This is a genomic window from Pseudorhizobium flavum (assembly GCF_044142885.1).
GTDB lineage: Bacteria > Pseudomonadota > Alphaproteobacteria > Rhizobiales > Rhizobiaceae > Neorhizobium > Neorhizobium flavum.
The window spans coordinates 92,628-107,338 of record NZ_JBIOKZ010000003.1; the positions used below are offsets into that span (position 1 = coordinate 92,628).

Sequence of the window (14,711 nt, forward strand, 5' to 3'; positions counted from 1 at the left end):
TCATCCGGCCGTTCGGTTGGCTGGATAGGGCGTCCTCAAGAGAAGCACGAGCCCAGCCGCCAGGAACAGGATGAGCGTCGCCATGCCGATGCGTGAAGAGCCGGTGGCATAGGTAACCAGCGAAAACAGCAGCGTTGCCATGAAGCTGGTTGCGCGTCCGGAAAGCGCGTAGATTCCGAAGTAGCGTCCGGCATCGGCAATATCGACGCTGCGGGCGAGATAGGCGCGTGACGACGCCTGTACAGGGCCGAAGGCGAGGCCGATCAAGAGGCCAAAGAACACGTAGGCCTTTTCCGCCGCCGTCCCGAAAAGTCCGCCGCTGTCTTCAATGGCAAGAGGCACGAGACCGAAGAAGACGAAGCCGGGACCGGTGGAGATGATCCCTGCCGTTGCGGCTATGAGCAGGACCAGCCCCACCAGGACGACGATCTGCGAGCCCAGCCTCAGATCCAGGCGGCCGGCGACGAGGCAGCCGAATATGGCGACGACGTTCAGGAGGATGCCGTAGACGCCGATCTCAATGGTCGCCCACCCGAACATGCCGGCCGCGAAGGCGCCACCCAGGATCAGCAGGCCATTTACGCCATCCTGATAGAGCATCCGCGCAATGAGAAATCGGGTGATGCCGGGTCTTTGCCTAAGTTCCCGGATCGTCCCCCGTAACTCCCCCAGACCGGATCGGATTGCCGCTCTCATTGGAAGGCCTCGGGCAGCATCCGGCGTGAAGAGGAACATCGGCAGGATAAAGACTAGGTACCAGCCCGCTGCTATCGGCCCAGTAATGCGTGCATCTTCTCCGAGAGAAGGGTCGAGGCCGAACAGCGGCTCGATGCCGATCAGGGTCAGCCCGGTCTGCGGGCTGCCGGCAAGAAAGGCGACGACGAGGATCAGCACCAGCATGCCGCCGAGATAGCCGAGACCCCAGGCGGTGTTCGATACTCTGCCGACCTCCTGCTGGCTCACCAGCCGGGGCATCATCGAATCGTTGAAGACGATGGAGAACTCGGCCGAGATCATCGCGAACGTCATCAGCAGAAGGGGCCAGACCATGACTGTGCCCGGGGCTGCAAACCAGAGCAGCGAGAGGCACAGGATTTTCACGGCGGCGAAGGCTGCGATCCATGGCTTGCGCGGGCCGGACTGGTCGGCGATCGAGCCGAGCACCGGTGACAGGACCGCAATAACAATCGATGCAATGGTGGCCATACTGCCCCAGGCCGCTTGCGCCGAAACCGGGTCCTCCGTCAGCCGGGAGACGAAATAGGGGCCGAATACGAAGGTCACGATGACGGTGAAGAAAGGTTGTGCCGCCCAGTCAAAGAGCATCCAACCGCGGACGCCAAGCCGAGACGCGCCGGGTAGGTGCAGGATTTCGGACGGCGCGCGACCGGTCACCGGTATTCTCCCGGAATGAACCCGGCACTCAACTCGTCGGCCTCGAGGCTGCAAGATCTCCAAGCAGGCCTGCGGCCACCGTCAGTTTTGCCAGGTTGAAGTCGCTCGCCTCGCTCAAGGCCAGGATTTCGTTGACGAGCCTGTTCACCTGCTGACGCCTGTCGCCGTACCAGAGCTCCAGGGGTTTCTTGTCGCGCGGATGCGACGTGAGCGCGGAGCAGACGATGTCGCGACGGGCTGAAGAGATCTGTGCAAGGCTTCTGCCAAGCGCGACGCTTTCATAATGGTCTCCAGGACTGACCGCCTCCCCGAGCCTCAGCAGACGATCTATCCTGAAGGTGTCGGTCGCCGCAAAGTATGTCTGAGCAACACGGCCGAGATCACTCTCCGTACGGCTGCCGATCAACAGGATCTCCGGGACGAGGGAAAGCGTCGGCAGGCGGCTGATGTCCCTCGCAAGAGCGGTAGGCACACCTTCTGCCTCCATCTCCTCGGCACGTTCACGAAGTTCGGAGGCCAAGCCCAGCGTATCCATCGCTCCGCGCAGCTTGTTTGCACCCGCCTTGAGGCTTGAGATCGCCGTGTCCATTGGCCCTAAGCCCGATCGCGTGATCAGGATGAGGTGCGTCGCGTCCGTAAATATCTCTCCGATTCGGGCATAAAGCTTGTTCTGGGTCCCGCCTGGGAGCTTTCCGTCCAAGGCATCGGTGGCAGCCCACAGGCGGGACAGTTCAAAACCTTCTTGGGCGAGATAGGCCGCCTTGACTACTTCCGATGGAGAGGCTCCCGTCGCGTCGATCATCGCCTGGATGAAGCCCGGCCCACCCCGGTTGATGACCTCGTTTGCCAGGACGGTCGAAATGATCTCGCGGTGCAGACGATGGCCCTCTATGTCGGCGGCGAACCCTTTCTGCATCTTCGACGGGAAATAGTTCCGGAGGACCTCCGCAAAGTAGGGGTCGTCCGGAAGTGCGCTCTCAAGGATCTCGTCGAAGAGGGTCAGCTTGGCGTAGGAAAGCAGGACGCCGATCTCCGGCCGGGTAAGCGGCTTCCCGGCGAGATAGCGTTCTGCGAGCTCGGTATCGGAAGGGAGGGTTTCGACCGTGCGGTTTAGATGCCCCTGCGTCTCCAGAACCGACATCAGCCGCGACAGCTCTTCTCGGTTATCGGCGCCTTTCCGCTCCGTCAGGGAAATGGCGAGCGACTGCAGATAGTTGTTGCGCAGGACGAGTTCCGCCACCTCGTCGGTCATCGAAGACAGGATCTGGTTCCGCTTGTCGCGCGTCAGGCGGCCGGAGCGCATGGCGGAACTGAAGGCGATCTTGATGTTGACCTCGACATCGGAAGAATTCACTCCGGCGGAATTGTCGATCGCATCCGAATTCAGTCGGCCACCATGCATGGCATAGGCGATGCGTCCCTTCTGGGTCACACCGAGGTTGGCGCCTTCGCCGATGACCCGGGCCCGTACATCGGCGGCGACCACACGGATGGGGTCGTTAGACCGGTCCCCAACCTCGGCATCGGTCTCGGAAGCGGCCTTGATGTAGGTGCCGATGCCGCCGAACCAGAGCAGATCGACCGGGCTCTTCAGGATGGCGGTCATAATCTCAAAGGGGCTCGCGATATCCCTGTCTAGACCGATGGCTGTCCTCGCCTGTGGCGTGAGCTTCACCGATTTTTCGGTGCGGGAAATGATCATGCCGCCTTCGGACAGGCAGGTGCGATCGTAGTCCTGCCAGCTTGATCGCGGCAGCGCGAAGAGGCGCTGGCGCTCGGCGAAGCTGCGCGCCGTATCCGGATCGGGATCGACGAAAATATCCCGATGGTCGAAAGCAGCAACGAGCCGGATGTGCTTCGACAGCAGCATCCCGTTGCCGAAGACGTCGCCCGACATGTCGCCAACTCCCGCCACTGTGAAGGGCGTGGTCTGGATGTCGATGTCCAGTTCACGGAAGTGTCGCTTGACGGTTTCCCAGGCGCCGCGTGCTGTGATGCCCATCTTCTTGTGGTCGTAGCCGGCCGATCCCCCAGAGGCAAAGGCGTCATCGAGCCAGAAGTCCGCTTCCTGGGCCAGCGCATTGGCGGTATCGGAGAAAGTTGCCGTCCCCTTGTCCGCAGCGACGACGAAATAGGGGTCGTCGCCATCGGGGCGGGCGGTGTTCCGGGGTCCCACGACCTCCCCATCGACGATGTTGTCGGTGATGGAGAGCAGCGTGCGTATGAAGGTCTTGTACGCGTCCCGGCCTGCAGCGAAGATCTCGTCGCGCGAACCGCCAGACGGAAGCGCCTTGGGCACGAACCCGCCCTTGGCCCCGACAGGGACGATGACGGCGTTTTTAACCTGTTGCGCCTTCACCAGGCCAAGCACCTCCGTCCGGTAGTCCTCGGCGCGATCGGACCAACGCAGTCCGCCACGCGCCACTTTGCCGAAGCGAAGATGCACACCCTCTACCTCGGTGCCGTAAACGAAGATTTCCCGGAATGGACGTGGCTGCGGCAGGCCGTCGAGCAGCTTGGGGTCGAACTTGAACGCGAGTGTTGCGCGAGGCTGGCCCTCTTCATCGCGCTGGAAATAATTGGTGCGGAGCGTCGCATCCACCGCGTTGATGTAGCGGCGGAAGATCCGGTCGTCGTCGAGGCTGGGAACGTCTGCAAGGGCCTCTTCCAGCGCGACGTGGTGAGCCGAGAGGCGTTTCACCCGCGCCCTCTCACCCAGTTCGGGATCAAGGCTGTCGTGGAAAAGCCGCCAGATCGCCTGCGAAATCGCCGGGTAACGGGCAAGCGTATCGGCGATCAGCGCCTGGGAGTAGACGATTCCGGCCTGCCGGAGATAGCGTGCATAGGCCCGTAATACCGTCGTTTCCCGGACGCTCAGACCCGACAGGAGCACAAGCCGGTTGAAGCTGTCATTGTCCGACCCGCCATGGAAGGCGGCGAGGAAGGCCTCCTCCAAACGATCGGCATCACGCTCGAGATTGAAGGGCGTCCCGGGATGGAGTTCGAGCTCCATGTCGTGCAACGCGACAGGCGTAGTGTGGTCGTCGGTTTGGACATCAATGTCGAAGGTCTGCTCGCTGACGACATGAAAGCCGAGATTCTCCAGAAGCGGTACGCGGCGTGACAGCGACAGGTGTTGCGGCTGATGGAAGATCTTCAGCCGCAGGGTCTCAGCCGGATCTTCCGGGCGGGTGTAGAACGCGATGCGGATCGGGGCTCCTTCCGCACAGGCCGAGATGTCATGAAGATCCGCGTAGGCTTCCTCGGGCGCAAAAGCCTCCTGGAAGGCCTTGTTGACGGTAAGGCCGGTCTGCCTGCCAGCAAGTGCTGCGAAGCTCTGCTCCCAAGGCGTAGAGATGGCTCGGATGGCCTCCTCCAGCTTCGGCTGGGGAATGCGTGGGGTACGCCCACCGCGGCGTCCGATGATGACATGGACGCGTGCAACCCCCCCTTCGGGGAAGGCGGGGTAGTAGGCGGACACGTGGCCCTCGTATACGTGCGCAAGGTACTCGCTTACCTTCTCTCGCACCTGCGAATCATAATCCTCGCGGGGGACGTAGACGATTACGGAAACGAAACGGTCGAAGTGGTCGATACGTGGGAGAGCCCGCACCCGGGGGCGCTCGCTCAGCTCCATGATCTGTTCGCAGAAGCGCGCAAGTGTCGGCACGTCGATCTGGAAGAGGTCGTCGCGCGGGTAGGATTCCAGCGTGTTCGCCAGCATCCGGCCCGAATGGCTGTTCGGGTCGAAGGCCAGTTGTTCCTCGACCCGCTGCGCCTTGGCGCGAAGCAGGGGTATATCGCGTACCGAATGGGTATAGGCCGTGGCGGTGAAGAGGCCGACGACGCGCAGTTCTCCGGTCACCCGGCCGTCCGCGTCGAAGCGCTTGATCCCGACATAATCCATGTAGGCGCGGCGATGGACGACCGACTTCACATTCGCCTTCGTGACGATCAGAAAGTCAGGGCCGTCCAGAAATTCAAGGATTTCCGGTGTGGTGGTCACCGCGTCCTTGCCTTGGCGCAGGACGAGGACATCCGGGTCCGACAGGATGCCCAGCCCCCGCCCCTTGCTGCGCTCCACCTTGGCGTCGTCTCCCTTTCCCGAATAGACGTACTCCCGCATGCCGAGGAATGTGAAGTTGTCACCCCGGAGCCAGTCGAGGAAGGCGAGTGATTCATCCCTGTCTGCTTTTTTCCGGCTTGCGGAGTAGGTGCGCAACTGCTCTGCCGCACCTTCAAGGAGATCGAGCATCGGTCGCCAGTCGGCGATTGCGAGATGGACCTGGTCCAGAACATAGCGGATGCGCGCGACAAGGGCCTCTGCATCGGCGTCGGGAAGCGGAGGGAGGTGAACCTGGATCAGGCTGACATGGTGCGCGGGATCGCTCGGCTGGTCCGCCGAGCGGAGGGCCGGATCCTTCCCGGGCTCCAGAAGCAGGATCGGGTGGACGGCGAGGTAGAGCTCACGATGGGAGGCTGTGACCTCTCCCATGACTGAATCGAAGAGGAACGGCATGTTCCGATCGATAACCATCAACACATGCGCTGTCGCACCCTGCGGGTCGACGCCTTCCACCGGCTGGAGAGTTATGGAGGGACGGACCCTGGTCCAGTTCTTGAGGCATTCTGCCGCGTGAACCGCAGAGGCTGCGAGCATGCGGGGCGTGTAGTGCTCGAGATCGTCGGAGCTGGCGCGGCCGAACAGGATAGCCGGGTCCAGGAAGGCGCCCTTGCCTTCGGCTGCCACCTTGTGCGCCATCTCGATCTGCTTGTCCCGCTTCGGATTCTGCCTGCCCATGTCACTCTCCATATGATGCCGCCACCATGCTGTCGCCAAACCCGATCCGTCAACAGTGCGCGACCGTGCCGACCCGTGTGGCAACCAATCTTGCATCGACGCCTCCAAAGCCTGTTATTGACAAGCAGGCGCGAAGAAACCATCAAGCTAGGCAAAACGGAAACGCAAGAACATGCAAAATTCCGGCGCCGTCATCGTCATCTCCAGCCATGTTGTACGCGGTTCCGTCGGGAATCGCGCGGCTGTCTTCGCGTTGGAAACTTTGGGATTTCCAGTCTGGGCGCTGCCAACGGTTGTCTTGCCCTGGCATCCCGGCCACGGTCCTTCGACTCGCCTGACATTTGCTGCCGACGAGTTCGACAAGGCGATAGATGATCTCATCAACGCGCGCTGGCTCGGCGAGGTCAGTGCCGTCCTGACAGGCTATTTCGGAAACGAGCGGCAACCGAAGGCGGTTGCGAGGCTCGTCCGCGCGCTACAGGAGAGAAATCCAAACCTCCTCTACGTCTGCGATCCCGTCATAGGTGACGTCGGTGGGCTCTACATCCCGCAGTCGACTGCGGAGGCAATCCGCGACGAGCTCCTGCCACTGGCCAGTGTCGCAACCCCGAACCGATACGAGCTTGCATGGCTCGCCGGAAGCGAGCTCGACAGCAATGCCGCGATCATGGAGGCGGCGCTGGCGCTCGGTCCATCGCGGATGTTAGTGACCTCCGCCATACCGATGATGGCCGGTGGGACCGGCAATCTTTATCTCACCGGCACACATGCTCTTCTTGCTGAACACCGCCTGATTGACAATCCGCCGAACGGGCAGGGTGATCTTCTTTCGGCGCTTTTCCTCGCCCGCCTGATGACGGGAGCAGACGAGGAGAGGGCATTGCAGCTGGCAACGGCGAGCGTCTATGAGATCCTCGCCCGGACGGCCAAGCGCGGCAGCGACGAGCTTACGCTAGAGACCGATGCTGCCAGTTTGACCAGTCCCATGGCAATGGTGCACATGCGCCGGCTGATCCATCCGCTTCAGCGGGTAAGACGATGACATCCGCGGTTACAGATCCCGCAGCACTTTCAGGAGAATCCCAAGCCATGCAGCAATTTCCCGAGCACCTCCTGAGCGGCTACCGCAACTTCATGAGCGGCCGTTACAACGATGAACGCGACCGCTACCGGACCTTGGCGGAAGCTGGGCAGAATCCGCACACCCTGGTGATCGCCTGTTGCGATTCACGAGCGGCGCCAGAGACGATTTTCGACTGCGGGCCCGGGGAACTCTTCGTCGTGCGCAATGTCGCCAACATGGTCCCGCCCTATGAACCGGATGGCCAGTATCATGCGACCTCCGCAGCGATCGAGTTTGCCGTGCAGGCGTTGAAGATCCCGAACATCGTCATCATGGGTCACGGGCGGTGCGGCGGCATCAAGGCGGCGCTCGACCCCGACATGGAGCCGCTGTCGCCCGGCGACTTCATCGGAAAATGGATGGGGCTGGTTCGCCCCGCTGCGGATCAGATCCAGAGCAATGACCTGATGACCGCGAGCGAACGTCAGACGGCACTGGAGCGGGTGTCGATCCGCAATTCCATCAGCAACCTTCGGACGTTTCCCTATGTCCGTGCACTGGAAGAGCAGGGGAAGGTGCTTCTTCACGGCGCGTGGTTCGATATCTCGACTGGCGAACTCTGGATCATGGACGCAAAGACCGGGGATTTCGTCCGGCCAAGCGATCGATCGGCTGCGCCGCTGGAAGATTCCGAACCTGCCGCCTGAGGGGTGACGTCTACTGGCCGTCGATTGCCGCGCCTATGTGGGCGATCGCCCTCTGATAAACGGTTGCTGCGTTCCAGCCCTGGATCGCCACATAGTTCGGTTCACCCGGCTGATAACCGGCGCCGGGTCGCCAACCATGGCCAACGAGGAAGTTGGCGGTGGAGGCAAGCGCATCGGCGCGTGAGCGCACAAGGTCGACATGTCCGTCACGGTCGCCATCCACGCCATAGCGCACGACGTTGACCGGAAGGAACTGCGTCTGCCCGATCTCGCCATGGGCGGCACCCTTCGCGGCAGGGCTCAGGTCTCCCCTTTGCACAAGCGTCAGCGCAGCGTAGAGCTGTTCGGTGAAGTAGGCAGAGCGGCGGCAGTCGTAGGCGAGCGTGGCGACAGCCGACAACGTATGCTGATTTCCCAGGAAGTTGCCGAAGCCCGTTTCCATTCCCCAGATCGCGAGGAGCGGCCCGGCCGGTACTCCATAGCGGCGCTCGATTGCGGCGAAGAGTTGGGCATTGCCTGCTTTCATCTTCTTGCCGCGCGCAATGATCGTTGCGCCGCCGCGCTTTTCCATGAATTGCTCGAAGGAGAGCTTGAAGCTCTTCTGGCCTCGGTCGGCGCGGATGGTTTCTCGGTTATAGGAAATGTTCGCGAACGCAGTTTCCACGACCTGCGGGCTTATGCCATTGGCGACCGCCTGAGGCTTGAACGCCTGGACCCAGTTCGAGAAGCCGGAACTGTCGTTGCCGCACTGAGCTGCCGCAACAGGCATGGCCAAGGACATGAAGGCAGCCGCAAAAGTGGCGAGACGCAAGGTGTTCAGCATGGTTGATCCGGTTCCGAGGGGCTGGTTGCCCTATTTCCATTGAGTGGAGCTTTATGGGACTCTTGCCGCCCGCTTCAACTCGTCCTCACTAAAATTCTTCGTGAAGGTCGAAGCTGGCTACCGGCGCGATCTACGCCGGTAGTGTTCTCATTCCCTTCAGGCCGCGAGCTTGCGCGGCTTGATCAGGCCCCGGTTGATGAGGAGTTCTGCAATCTGCACGGCGTTCAACGCTGCGCCCTTGCGCAGGTTGTCCGAGACGACCCACATGTTCAGCCCGTTCTCTACCGTCGCGTCTTCGCGGATGCGCGAGATGTAGGTCGCGTCTTCGCCGGCGCATTCGACGGGGGTGACGTAGCCGCCGTTTTCGTGCTTGTCGACGACGAGGCAGCCCGGCGCCTCGCGCAGGATATCTCGTGCCTGATCGGCGGTGATCTCGTTTTCGAACTCGATGTTGACGGATTCGGAGTGACCGATGAAGACGGGAACGCGAACTGCGGTGCAGGTCACCTTGATCTTCGGATCGAGCATCTTCTTCGTTTCGGCCAGCACCTTCCACTCTTCCTTCGTGTAGCCGTCTTCCATGAAGCTATCGATATGGGGGATGACGTTGAAAGCGATGCGCTTTGTGAACTTCTTCGACTCGACCGGGTCTGCGACGAAGACGGCGCGGGTCTGGGTGAAGAGTTCATCCATCCCTTCCTTGCCGGCGCCGGAAACGGACTGATAGGTCGACACGACGACGCGCTTGATCTTGGCGACGTCGTGAAGCGGCTTCAGCGCAACGACGAGCTGGGCGGTCGAGCAGTTGGGGTTGGCGATGATGTTCTTCTTGCGGAAGCCCTCGACAGCATCCGCATTCACTTCGGGAACGATCAGCGGAACTTCGGCGTCATAGCGCCAAGCCGATGAGTTATCGATGACGACGCAGCCCTGCGCGCCGATCTTCGGAGACCACTTCTTCGAGATCTCGCCGCCCGCTGACATCAGGCAGAGATCGGTATCGGAGAAGTCGTAGTTTTCGAGGTTCTGGACCTTCAGAACCTTGTCTCCGAAGGAGACCTCCGTGCCCTGCGAGCGGGCGGAGGCAAGTGCCACCACTTCGTCAGCCGGGAAGCCCCGTTCCGACAGGATGTTGAGCATCTCGCGCCCGACATTGCCGGTAGCACCGACGACTGCAATCTTGAAACCCATGATTTTGCTCTCTTTCTGCCTCTCCTCGATCCGTTGAGGGGGAAGCCGCGACGGATCGCGGGTTTCCTTGTCCCCGGCCTAACCGGGGAGAGAGCGGCGGGCCAGAGACGTCAGACGGTTTTCGTCGTCGTTTTGGCCGTGGTTTTGCTGGAGGCGGAAAAGCATGAATGCAGCCCAGCACCATGTGCCGGCTGGAAGTCTGCAGCGATGTAATACTCGCGGCGGTTCATAGGATGCTTTCCCGTTCGACGTGGTGTTTAGAAGATTCTGATGTGGAGTCAAGCGCCGACCGCTGTTGAGGCCGTCCTGTCGGAAGCCGGAGTCCTCAAATCAGTGGCGCTCCGTTTGAAGCGCCACTGAGATCTTTTCAGGCAGAAAGGTCGGAGAATTCCTTGAGGATGGCATCGCCCATCTCGGACGTCCCGACCTGTCGGCAACCTTCGGCCATGATGTCGCCGGTGCGGATGCCCTGGTCGAGGACATTGGCGATCGCCTTCTCCAGCCGCTCGGCTTCTGCGACCATGTTGAAGGAATAGCGCAGGCACATGGCGAAGGAGGCGATCATGGCAATCGGGTTGGCGATGCCCTTGCCGGCAATGTCCGGTGCGGAGCCATGGACAGGTTCGTAGAGCGCCTTGCGCTTGCCGGTCTTGGCGTCGGGAGCACCAAGGGAGGCGGAGGGCAGCATGCCAAGCGAGCCGGTGAGCATGGCGGCCACGTCGGACAGCATGTCGCCGAAGAGGTTGTCGGTGACGATGACGTCAAACTGCTTTGGCGCCCGCACAAGCTGCATGCCGCCTGCGTCAGCAAGCATGTGCTCGAGCTGGACGTCCGAAAATGCGCGTTTATGGGTTTCGGTCACCACCTGGTTCCAGAGCACGCCGGATTTCATGACATTGCGCTTTTCCATGGAACACACGCGGTTCTTGCGGGTGCGCGCAAGCTCGAACGCCACCGAGGCGATCCGCTCGATTTCATAGGTATCGTAGACCTGGGTGTCGATGCCGCGCTTCTGGCCGTTGCCGAGATCGATGATTTCCTTCGGCTCACCGAAATAGACGCCGCCGGTCAGTTCGCGGACGATCAGGATGTCGAGGCCTTCGACAAGCTCGGGCTTGAGCGAGGAGGCGTTGGCCAGTGCCGGATAGCAGATTGCCGGGCGAAGGTTGGCGAAGAGTTCGAGATCCTTGCGCAGGCGCAACAGGCCGGCCTCGGGACGAACCTCGTAAGGCACGTCGTCCCACTTCGGGCCGCCGACGGCACCGAACAGCACCGCATCGGCATTCATCGCCTTGGCCATGTCCCCTTCCGAGATTGCCGCGCCGTGGGCGTCGTAGGCGCAACCGCCGACAAGCCCCTCATCGGTTTCGAAGCCTGCGCCCTGCTCGGCATTCATATAGGCGATGATCTTGCGGACCTCGCCCATGGCCTCCGGGCCGATGCCGTCGCCGGGAAGCAGGAAGAGAGACTTCGTCATTCGTTATTCCTCTCGGTGGCAGGCTCACCTCCGCACGACCATCGTGCTACGAGACCTCCTCCGAGCCTGCCGAGAGGAGAAGGCCGCCAAGTTTTGTCAGGATGTACCGGCGCCGATGCGTGCCGTTACCTCGATCTCGACCTTCATTTCGGGCGCGATCAAGCCGCAAACCACCATGGTGGCTGCTGGTCTGATTTTACCGAACGCCGCCCCAAGAACCGGAACGATCTGCTCGTAGTCGGCCATGTCGGTCAGGTAGTAGCGGACACGAAGAACGTCGTTCAGCCCGCTTCCCGCCTCCCTCAAGGCCTGGTCGATCGTCGCCAGAGCGTTGCGCGTCTGATCGGCCACATTCTCGGGCATTTCCATCCGCGCATAGTCGTAACCAGTGGTCCCGGAGACATAGACCATGTCGCCATCTACGACGGCGCGGGAATAGCCGATGCTGGCTTCGAAAGGGGACCCGGACGAGACGCGCCTGACCATCACCGGCGGGCCCGATCAGAGCCAGGGCCGCTCGGCGCTGACCTTCTGCTCGAAGCTGCCGATGACGGATTCGTTCTTCAACGTGCTGGCGATGTCGTCCAGGCCTTCAAGAAGGATATGACGCCGCGCCGGATCAATGTCGAAATGGATTGAGCCACCGTCGGGGCCGGTGATCTCCTGAGCTTCAAGGTCAACGGTCAGGACGGCATTCGAACCGCGCGAAGCATCGTCCATCAGCTTGTCGAGATCGTCCTGGCTGACGACGATCGGCAGGATGCCGTTCTTGAAGCAGTTGTTGTAGAAGATGTCGGCAAAGCTCGTGGAGATGACGCAGCGGATGCCGAAGTCGAGGAGTGCCCAAGGCGCGTGCTCGCGGGAGGAGCCGCAGCCGAAATTGTCGCCAGCCACGAGGATCTTGGCGTTGCGGTAGGCGGGCTTGTTCAGCACGAAATCCGGATTTTCCGATCCGTCTTCCTTGTAGCGGGCTTCCGCGAAAAGTCCCTTGCCGAGGCCCGTGCGCTTGATCGTCTTCAGGTAGTCCTTCGGAATGATCATGTCCGTGTCGACATTGACGACCGGAAGCGGCGCTGCCACGCCGGTGAGCTTGGTAAACTTTTCCATGATCTGCCTCCGCACGGATTATCTGCGGAAGCCCTTAACGCAAATCCAGGTGGATTTGAAGAACCGTTTGGCTTTGCGCGGTACGGCAGGCGCCCGAAAAATCAGGCGCTCGCGTCGATGGAGATGCGAGGTTCAGAGATCGATGATCGTGCCGCGACCGTCGTTCCAGACCCGCATGTCATCCTTGCGGGCTTTCGTCTTCACCGGGATCGGCTTCAGACGTGCCGACAGGAGACGTCCAGCTGCCAGCACGCCGAGAATACCCGCAAAGGCCACTGTGAGCGAAGCGGTCAACAGCGCAGCCAGCGCAAAGAGGGCGACACCGCTGGTGAACAGGACGAATGAACGAATGTTTTGCATGGGCCGAACCTTTCTCTCCAGGAAATGTGGTCGTTCAACATCAGGCTTGCAAGGCTTTTCGATGGCTGGCGTATTGCGGCGCATGCAAAAGCTTGTCACAAAATCGCGATGAGCACTTCCCCGAAGCATTCGCCGCCGAGACGTTCCCTACTGAGTGTCCCTGCCATCAACCAGCGGGCTCTCGACAAGGTTCAGGACCTGAACTGCGACGGGGTGATCTTCGACTTGGAGGATTCGGTCTTCCCGGAGAAGAAGGCGGAAGCGCGGGAAAACCTGCGCCGCCATTTTCGGGAGGCGCCACTTGAGGGGCGGGAGACCATAATCCGCATCAATGCCCCAGGCTCTGATTTTTGGATAGTGGATCTAGACCTGATCCTTGAGCTCAAGCCGGATGCACTGCTTCTTCCCAAGGTGGAGGGTCCGCAGGATATCCATGAAGCTGCGGGTGCTCTTGCCGCAACCTCGCCGGGCGTAAGGCTTTGGGCGATGATGGAAACGGCAGGGTGCGTGCTGAACGCGGCGGCCATCGCCGCGGCCGATGCGCGGCTGGACTGTCTCGTGCTTGGCCTCAACGACCTGCGCAAGGAAACAGCCGTTTTGCCCCAGTCTGGGCGAGCCTATCTGGTGCCGTGGATGATGCAGGTGGTGCTGGCGGCTCGGGCCCACGGCCTGGATGTGATCGACAGCGTCTTCAACGATTTCCGCGATACCGAGGAGTTTACGGTCGAATGCGCCGAAGGCCGCGCCATGGGCTTCGATGGAAAGATGCTGATCCATCCCGCTCAGATAGAGGCTGCTAACCGTGCTTTCGGACCGTCGGATGAGGAGGTCACGGAGGCCGAAGCAATCATCAACGCCTTTGCCGATCCGGCCGCGGAGGGCCTCAACGTCATCAACATGGACGGGAAAATGGTCGAGCGGCTTCACCTGGAACAGGCCGAACGGCTCATGGCCAAGGCACGACAGATCTCTGAGAGAAAGATGAAAGCATGAAACTCTACCGCTTCCTGACCGGACCCGACGACGCCTCCTTCTGCCACCGTGTGACCGATGCCTTGAACAAGGGCTGGGAACTGCATGGATCACCCAGCCACAGCTTCAATGCCTCTGAAAACAGGATGTATTGCGGGCAGGCGGTCACGAAGACCGTCGAAGGGAAGGATTATCATCCGGACATGAAGCTCGGCGAGCAGTAGAGCCGGTTCAAGAAGAGGGGCGGATCAGCGATCCGTCGCCTCTTCGGCGCTCGCCTCGATCCGCTCCATATCGTCGTCGCTCAGACCGAAATGGTGGCCGATCTCGTGGATCAGCACATGGGTGATGATATCGCCCAGCGTTTCCTCGTTCTCGGCCCAGTAGTCCAGGATCGGACGGCGATAGAGCCGGATGCGGTTCGGCAACTCGCCGGTCTCCATGGAAAAGCGCTCGGAAATGCCGCGCCCTTCGAAGAGGCCGAGCAGGTCGAAGGGCGTTTCCAGCGCCATGTCCTCGAAGATCTCGTCATCCGGGAAATCCTCGATCTCGATGGTCAGATTGGTCGTCAGCGCCCGAAATTCTTCCGGCAGGTTGCCATAGGCTTCGATGGCCAACGATTCAAAAGCGCTGAGGGTCGGCGCGTGGCGATCTCGCCAATCGTCGGTTTGGTCTATACGGGCCATAGATGCTCCTTGTTGAAGCTCATATAATCCATTTCCGGAAATTTTCGAGAGGATTCATAGAGCTCCCGAGGAAGCCGGCTCTTCTCTTAAAATGGCTGTTGACTCTTCTGGAGAGCTCTGGAATCCATT

General features: G+C 61.1%; 13 protein-coding genes. 4 read left to right on the top strand and 9 right to left on the bottom strand.

The genetic code is table 11. From position 1 onward, the window contains the following. On the bottom strand, positions 1–1,401 hold the full coding sequence (locus tag ACEPP2_RS07390; protein WP_395516424.1) for an MFS transporter: 1,401 nt from the start codon (positions 1,399–1,401) through the stop codon (positions 1–3). Between the two features lie 22 nt (positions 1,402–1,423). Then, positions 1,424–6,196 carry an NAD-glutamate dehydrogenase gene (locus tag ACEPP2_RS07395; RefSeq protein ID WP_395516205.1) on the bottom strand — a complete coding sequence of 1,591 codons (4,773 nt, stop codon included), beginning with the start codon at positions 6,194–6,196 and terminating at the stop codon, positions 1,424–1,426. Between the two features lie 172 nt (positions 6,197–6,368). Here ACEPP2_RS07395 and pdxY point away from each other — a divergent pair, with 172 nt between their 5' ends. Beyond that, positions 6,369–7,238, top strand: a complete 870-nt coding sequence (gene pdxY, locus ACEPP2_RS07400; RefSeq protein ID WP_395516206.1) for a pyridoxal kinase PdxY — start codon at positions 6,369–6,371, stop codon at positions 7,236–7,238. 47 nt (positions 7,239–7,285) lie between these two features. Further along, positions 7,286–7,966 carry a carbonic anhydrase gene (locus ACEPP2_RS07405; RefSeq protein ID WP_281976998.1) on the top strand — a complete coding sequence of 227 codons (681 nt, stop codon included), beginning with the start codon at positions 7,286–7,288 and terminating at the stop codon, positions 7,964–7,966. Between the two features lie 10 nt (positions 7,967–7,976). Here ACEPP2_RS07405 and ACEPP2_RS07410 read toward each other — a convergent pair whose 3' ends face one another. From ACEPP2_RS07410 to ACEPP2_RS07435, 6 genes are all read right to left on the bottom strand, one after another. Further along, a complete protein-coding gene (locus ACEPP2_RS07410; RefSeq protein ID WP_395516207.1) occupies positions 7,977–8,789 on the bottom strand; it encodes a lytic murein transglycosylase in 813 nt (270 codons plus the stop codon). 156 nt (positions 8,790–8,945) lie between these two features. Beyond that, positions 8,946–9,980 carry an aspartate-semialdehyde dehydrogenase gene (locus ACEPP2_RS07415; RefSeq protein WP_052640759.1) on the bottom strand — a complete coding sequence of 345 codons (1,035 nt, stop codon included), beginning with the start codon at positions 9,978–9,980 and terminating at the stop codon, positions 8,946–8,948. Positions 9,981–10,347: 367 nt separating this feature from the next. Continuing rightward, positions 10,348–11,457 carry a 3-isopropylmalate dehydrogenase gene (gene leuB, locus ACEPP2_RS07420; RefSeq protein ID WP_281977000.1) on the bottom strand — a complete coding sequence of 370 codons (1,110 nt, stop codon included), beginning with the start codon at positions 11,455–11,457 and terminating at the stop codon, positions 10,348–10,350. 96 nt (positions 11,458–11,553) lie between these two features. Next, entirely contained in the window at positions 11,554–11,943 is a 390-nt protein-coding gene (locus ACEPP2_RS07425) for a RidA family protein (protein WP_395516208.1), read from the bottom strand. A 15-nt stretch (positions 11,944–11,958) separates the two neighbouring features. Then, positions 11,959–12,564 carry a 3-isopropylmalate dehydratase small subunit gene (gene leuD, locus ACEPP2_RS07430; RefSeq protein ID WP_281977002.1) on the bottom strand — a complete coding sequence of 202 codons (606 nt, stop codon included), beginning with the start codon at positions 12,562–12,564 and terminating at the stop codon, positions 11,959–11,961. Positions 12,565–12,696: 132 nt separating this feature from the next. Then, complete coding sequence (locus tag ACEPP2_RS07435) at positions 12,697–12,924, bottom strand: hypothetical protein (RefSeq protein ID WP_077548792.1); 228 nt, start codon at positions 12,922–12,924, stop codon at positions 12,697–12,699. A 108-nt stretch (positions 12,925–13,032) separates the two neighbouring features. Here ACEPP2_RS07435 and ACEPP2_RS07440 point away from each other — a divergent pair, with 108 nt between their 5' ends. Next, positions 13,033–13,917 (top strand): HpcH/HpaI aldolase/citrate lyase family protein, encoded by an 885-nt coding sequence (locus tag ACEPP2_RS07440; protein WP_395516209.1) that lies wholly within the window; start codon positions 13,033–13,035, stop codon positions 13,915–13,917. Continuing rightward, entirely contained in the window at positions 13,914–14,120 is a 207-nt protein-coding gene (locus tag ACEPP2_RS07445) for a DUF1737 domain-containing protein (protein ID WP_281977004.1), read from the top strand. The genes ACEPP2_RS07440 and ACEPP2_RS07445 overlap by 4 nt, the downstream gene beginning before the upstream one ends. A 24-nt stretch (positions 14,121–14,144) precedes the next feature. Here the strand turns inward: ACEPP2_RS07445 and ACEPP2_RS07450 are convergent, their stop codons facing one another. Next, positions 14,145–14,582 (bottom strand): metallopeptidase family protein, encoded by a 438-nt coding sequence (locus tag ACEPP2_RS07450; protein WP_052640745.1) that lies wholly within the window; start codon positions 14,580–14,582, stop codon positions 14,145–14,147. Between the last annotated feature and the right edge of the window lie 129 nt (positions 14,583–14,711).

Coding starts and splice junctions, on each gene's coding strand:
- ACEPP2_RS07395 (WP_395516205.1), bottom strand. CDS start 6,196: ATGGGCAGGCAGAATCCGAAGCGGGACAAGCAGATCGAGATGGCGCAC.
- pdxY (WP_395516206.1), top strand. CDS start 6,369: ATGCAAAATTCCGGCGCCGTCATCGTCATCTCCAGCCATGTTGTACGC.
- ACEPP2_RS07405 (WP_281976998.1), top strand. CDS start 7,286: ATGCAGCAATTTCCCGAGCACCTCCTGAGCGGCTACCGCAACTTCATG.
- ACEPP2_RS07410 (WP_395516207.1), bottom strand. CDS start 8,789: ATGCTGAACACCTTGCGTCTCGCCACTTTTGCGGCTGCCTTCATGTCC.
- ACEPP2_RS07415 (WP_052640759.1), bottom strand. CDS start 9,980: ATGGGTTTCAAGATTGCAGTCGTCGGTGCTACCGGCAATGTCGGGCGC.
- leuB (WP_281977000.1), bottom strand. CDS start 11,457: ATGACGAAGTCTCTCTTCCTGCTTCCCGGCGACGGCATCGGCCCGGAG.
- ACEPP2_RS07425 (WP_395516208.1), bottom strand. CDS start 11,943: ATGGTCAGGCGCGTCTCGTCCGGGTCCCCTTTCGAAGCCAGCATCGGC.
- leuD (WP_281977002.1), bottom strand. CDS start 12,564: ATGGAAAAGTTTACCAAGCTCACCGGCGTGGCAGCGCCGCTTCCGGTC.
- ACEPP2_RS07435 (WP_077548792.1), bottom strand. CDS start 12,924: ATGCAAAACATTCGTTCATTCGTCCTGTTCACCAGCGGTGTCGCCCTC.
- ACEPP2_RS07440 (WP_395516209.1), top strand. CDS start 13,033: ATGAGCACTTCCCCGAAGCATTCGCCGCCGAGACGTTCCCTACTGAGT.
- ACEPP2_RS07445 (WP_281977004.1), top strand. CDS start 13,914: ATGAAACTCTACCGCTTCCTGACCGGACCCGACGACGCCTCCTTCTGC.
- ACEPP2_RS07450 (WP_052640745.1), bottom strand. CDS start 14,582: ATGGCCCGTATAGACCAAACCGACGATTGGCGAGATCGCCACGCGCCG.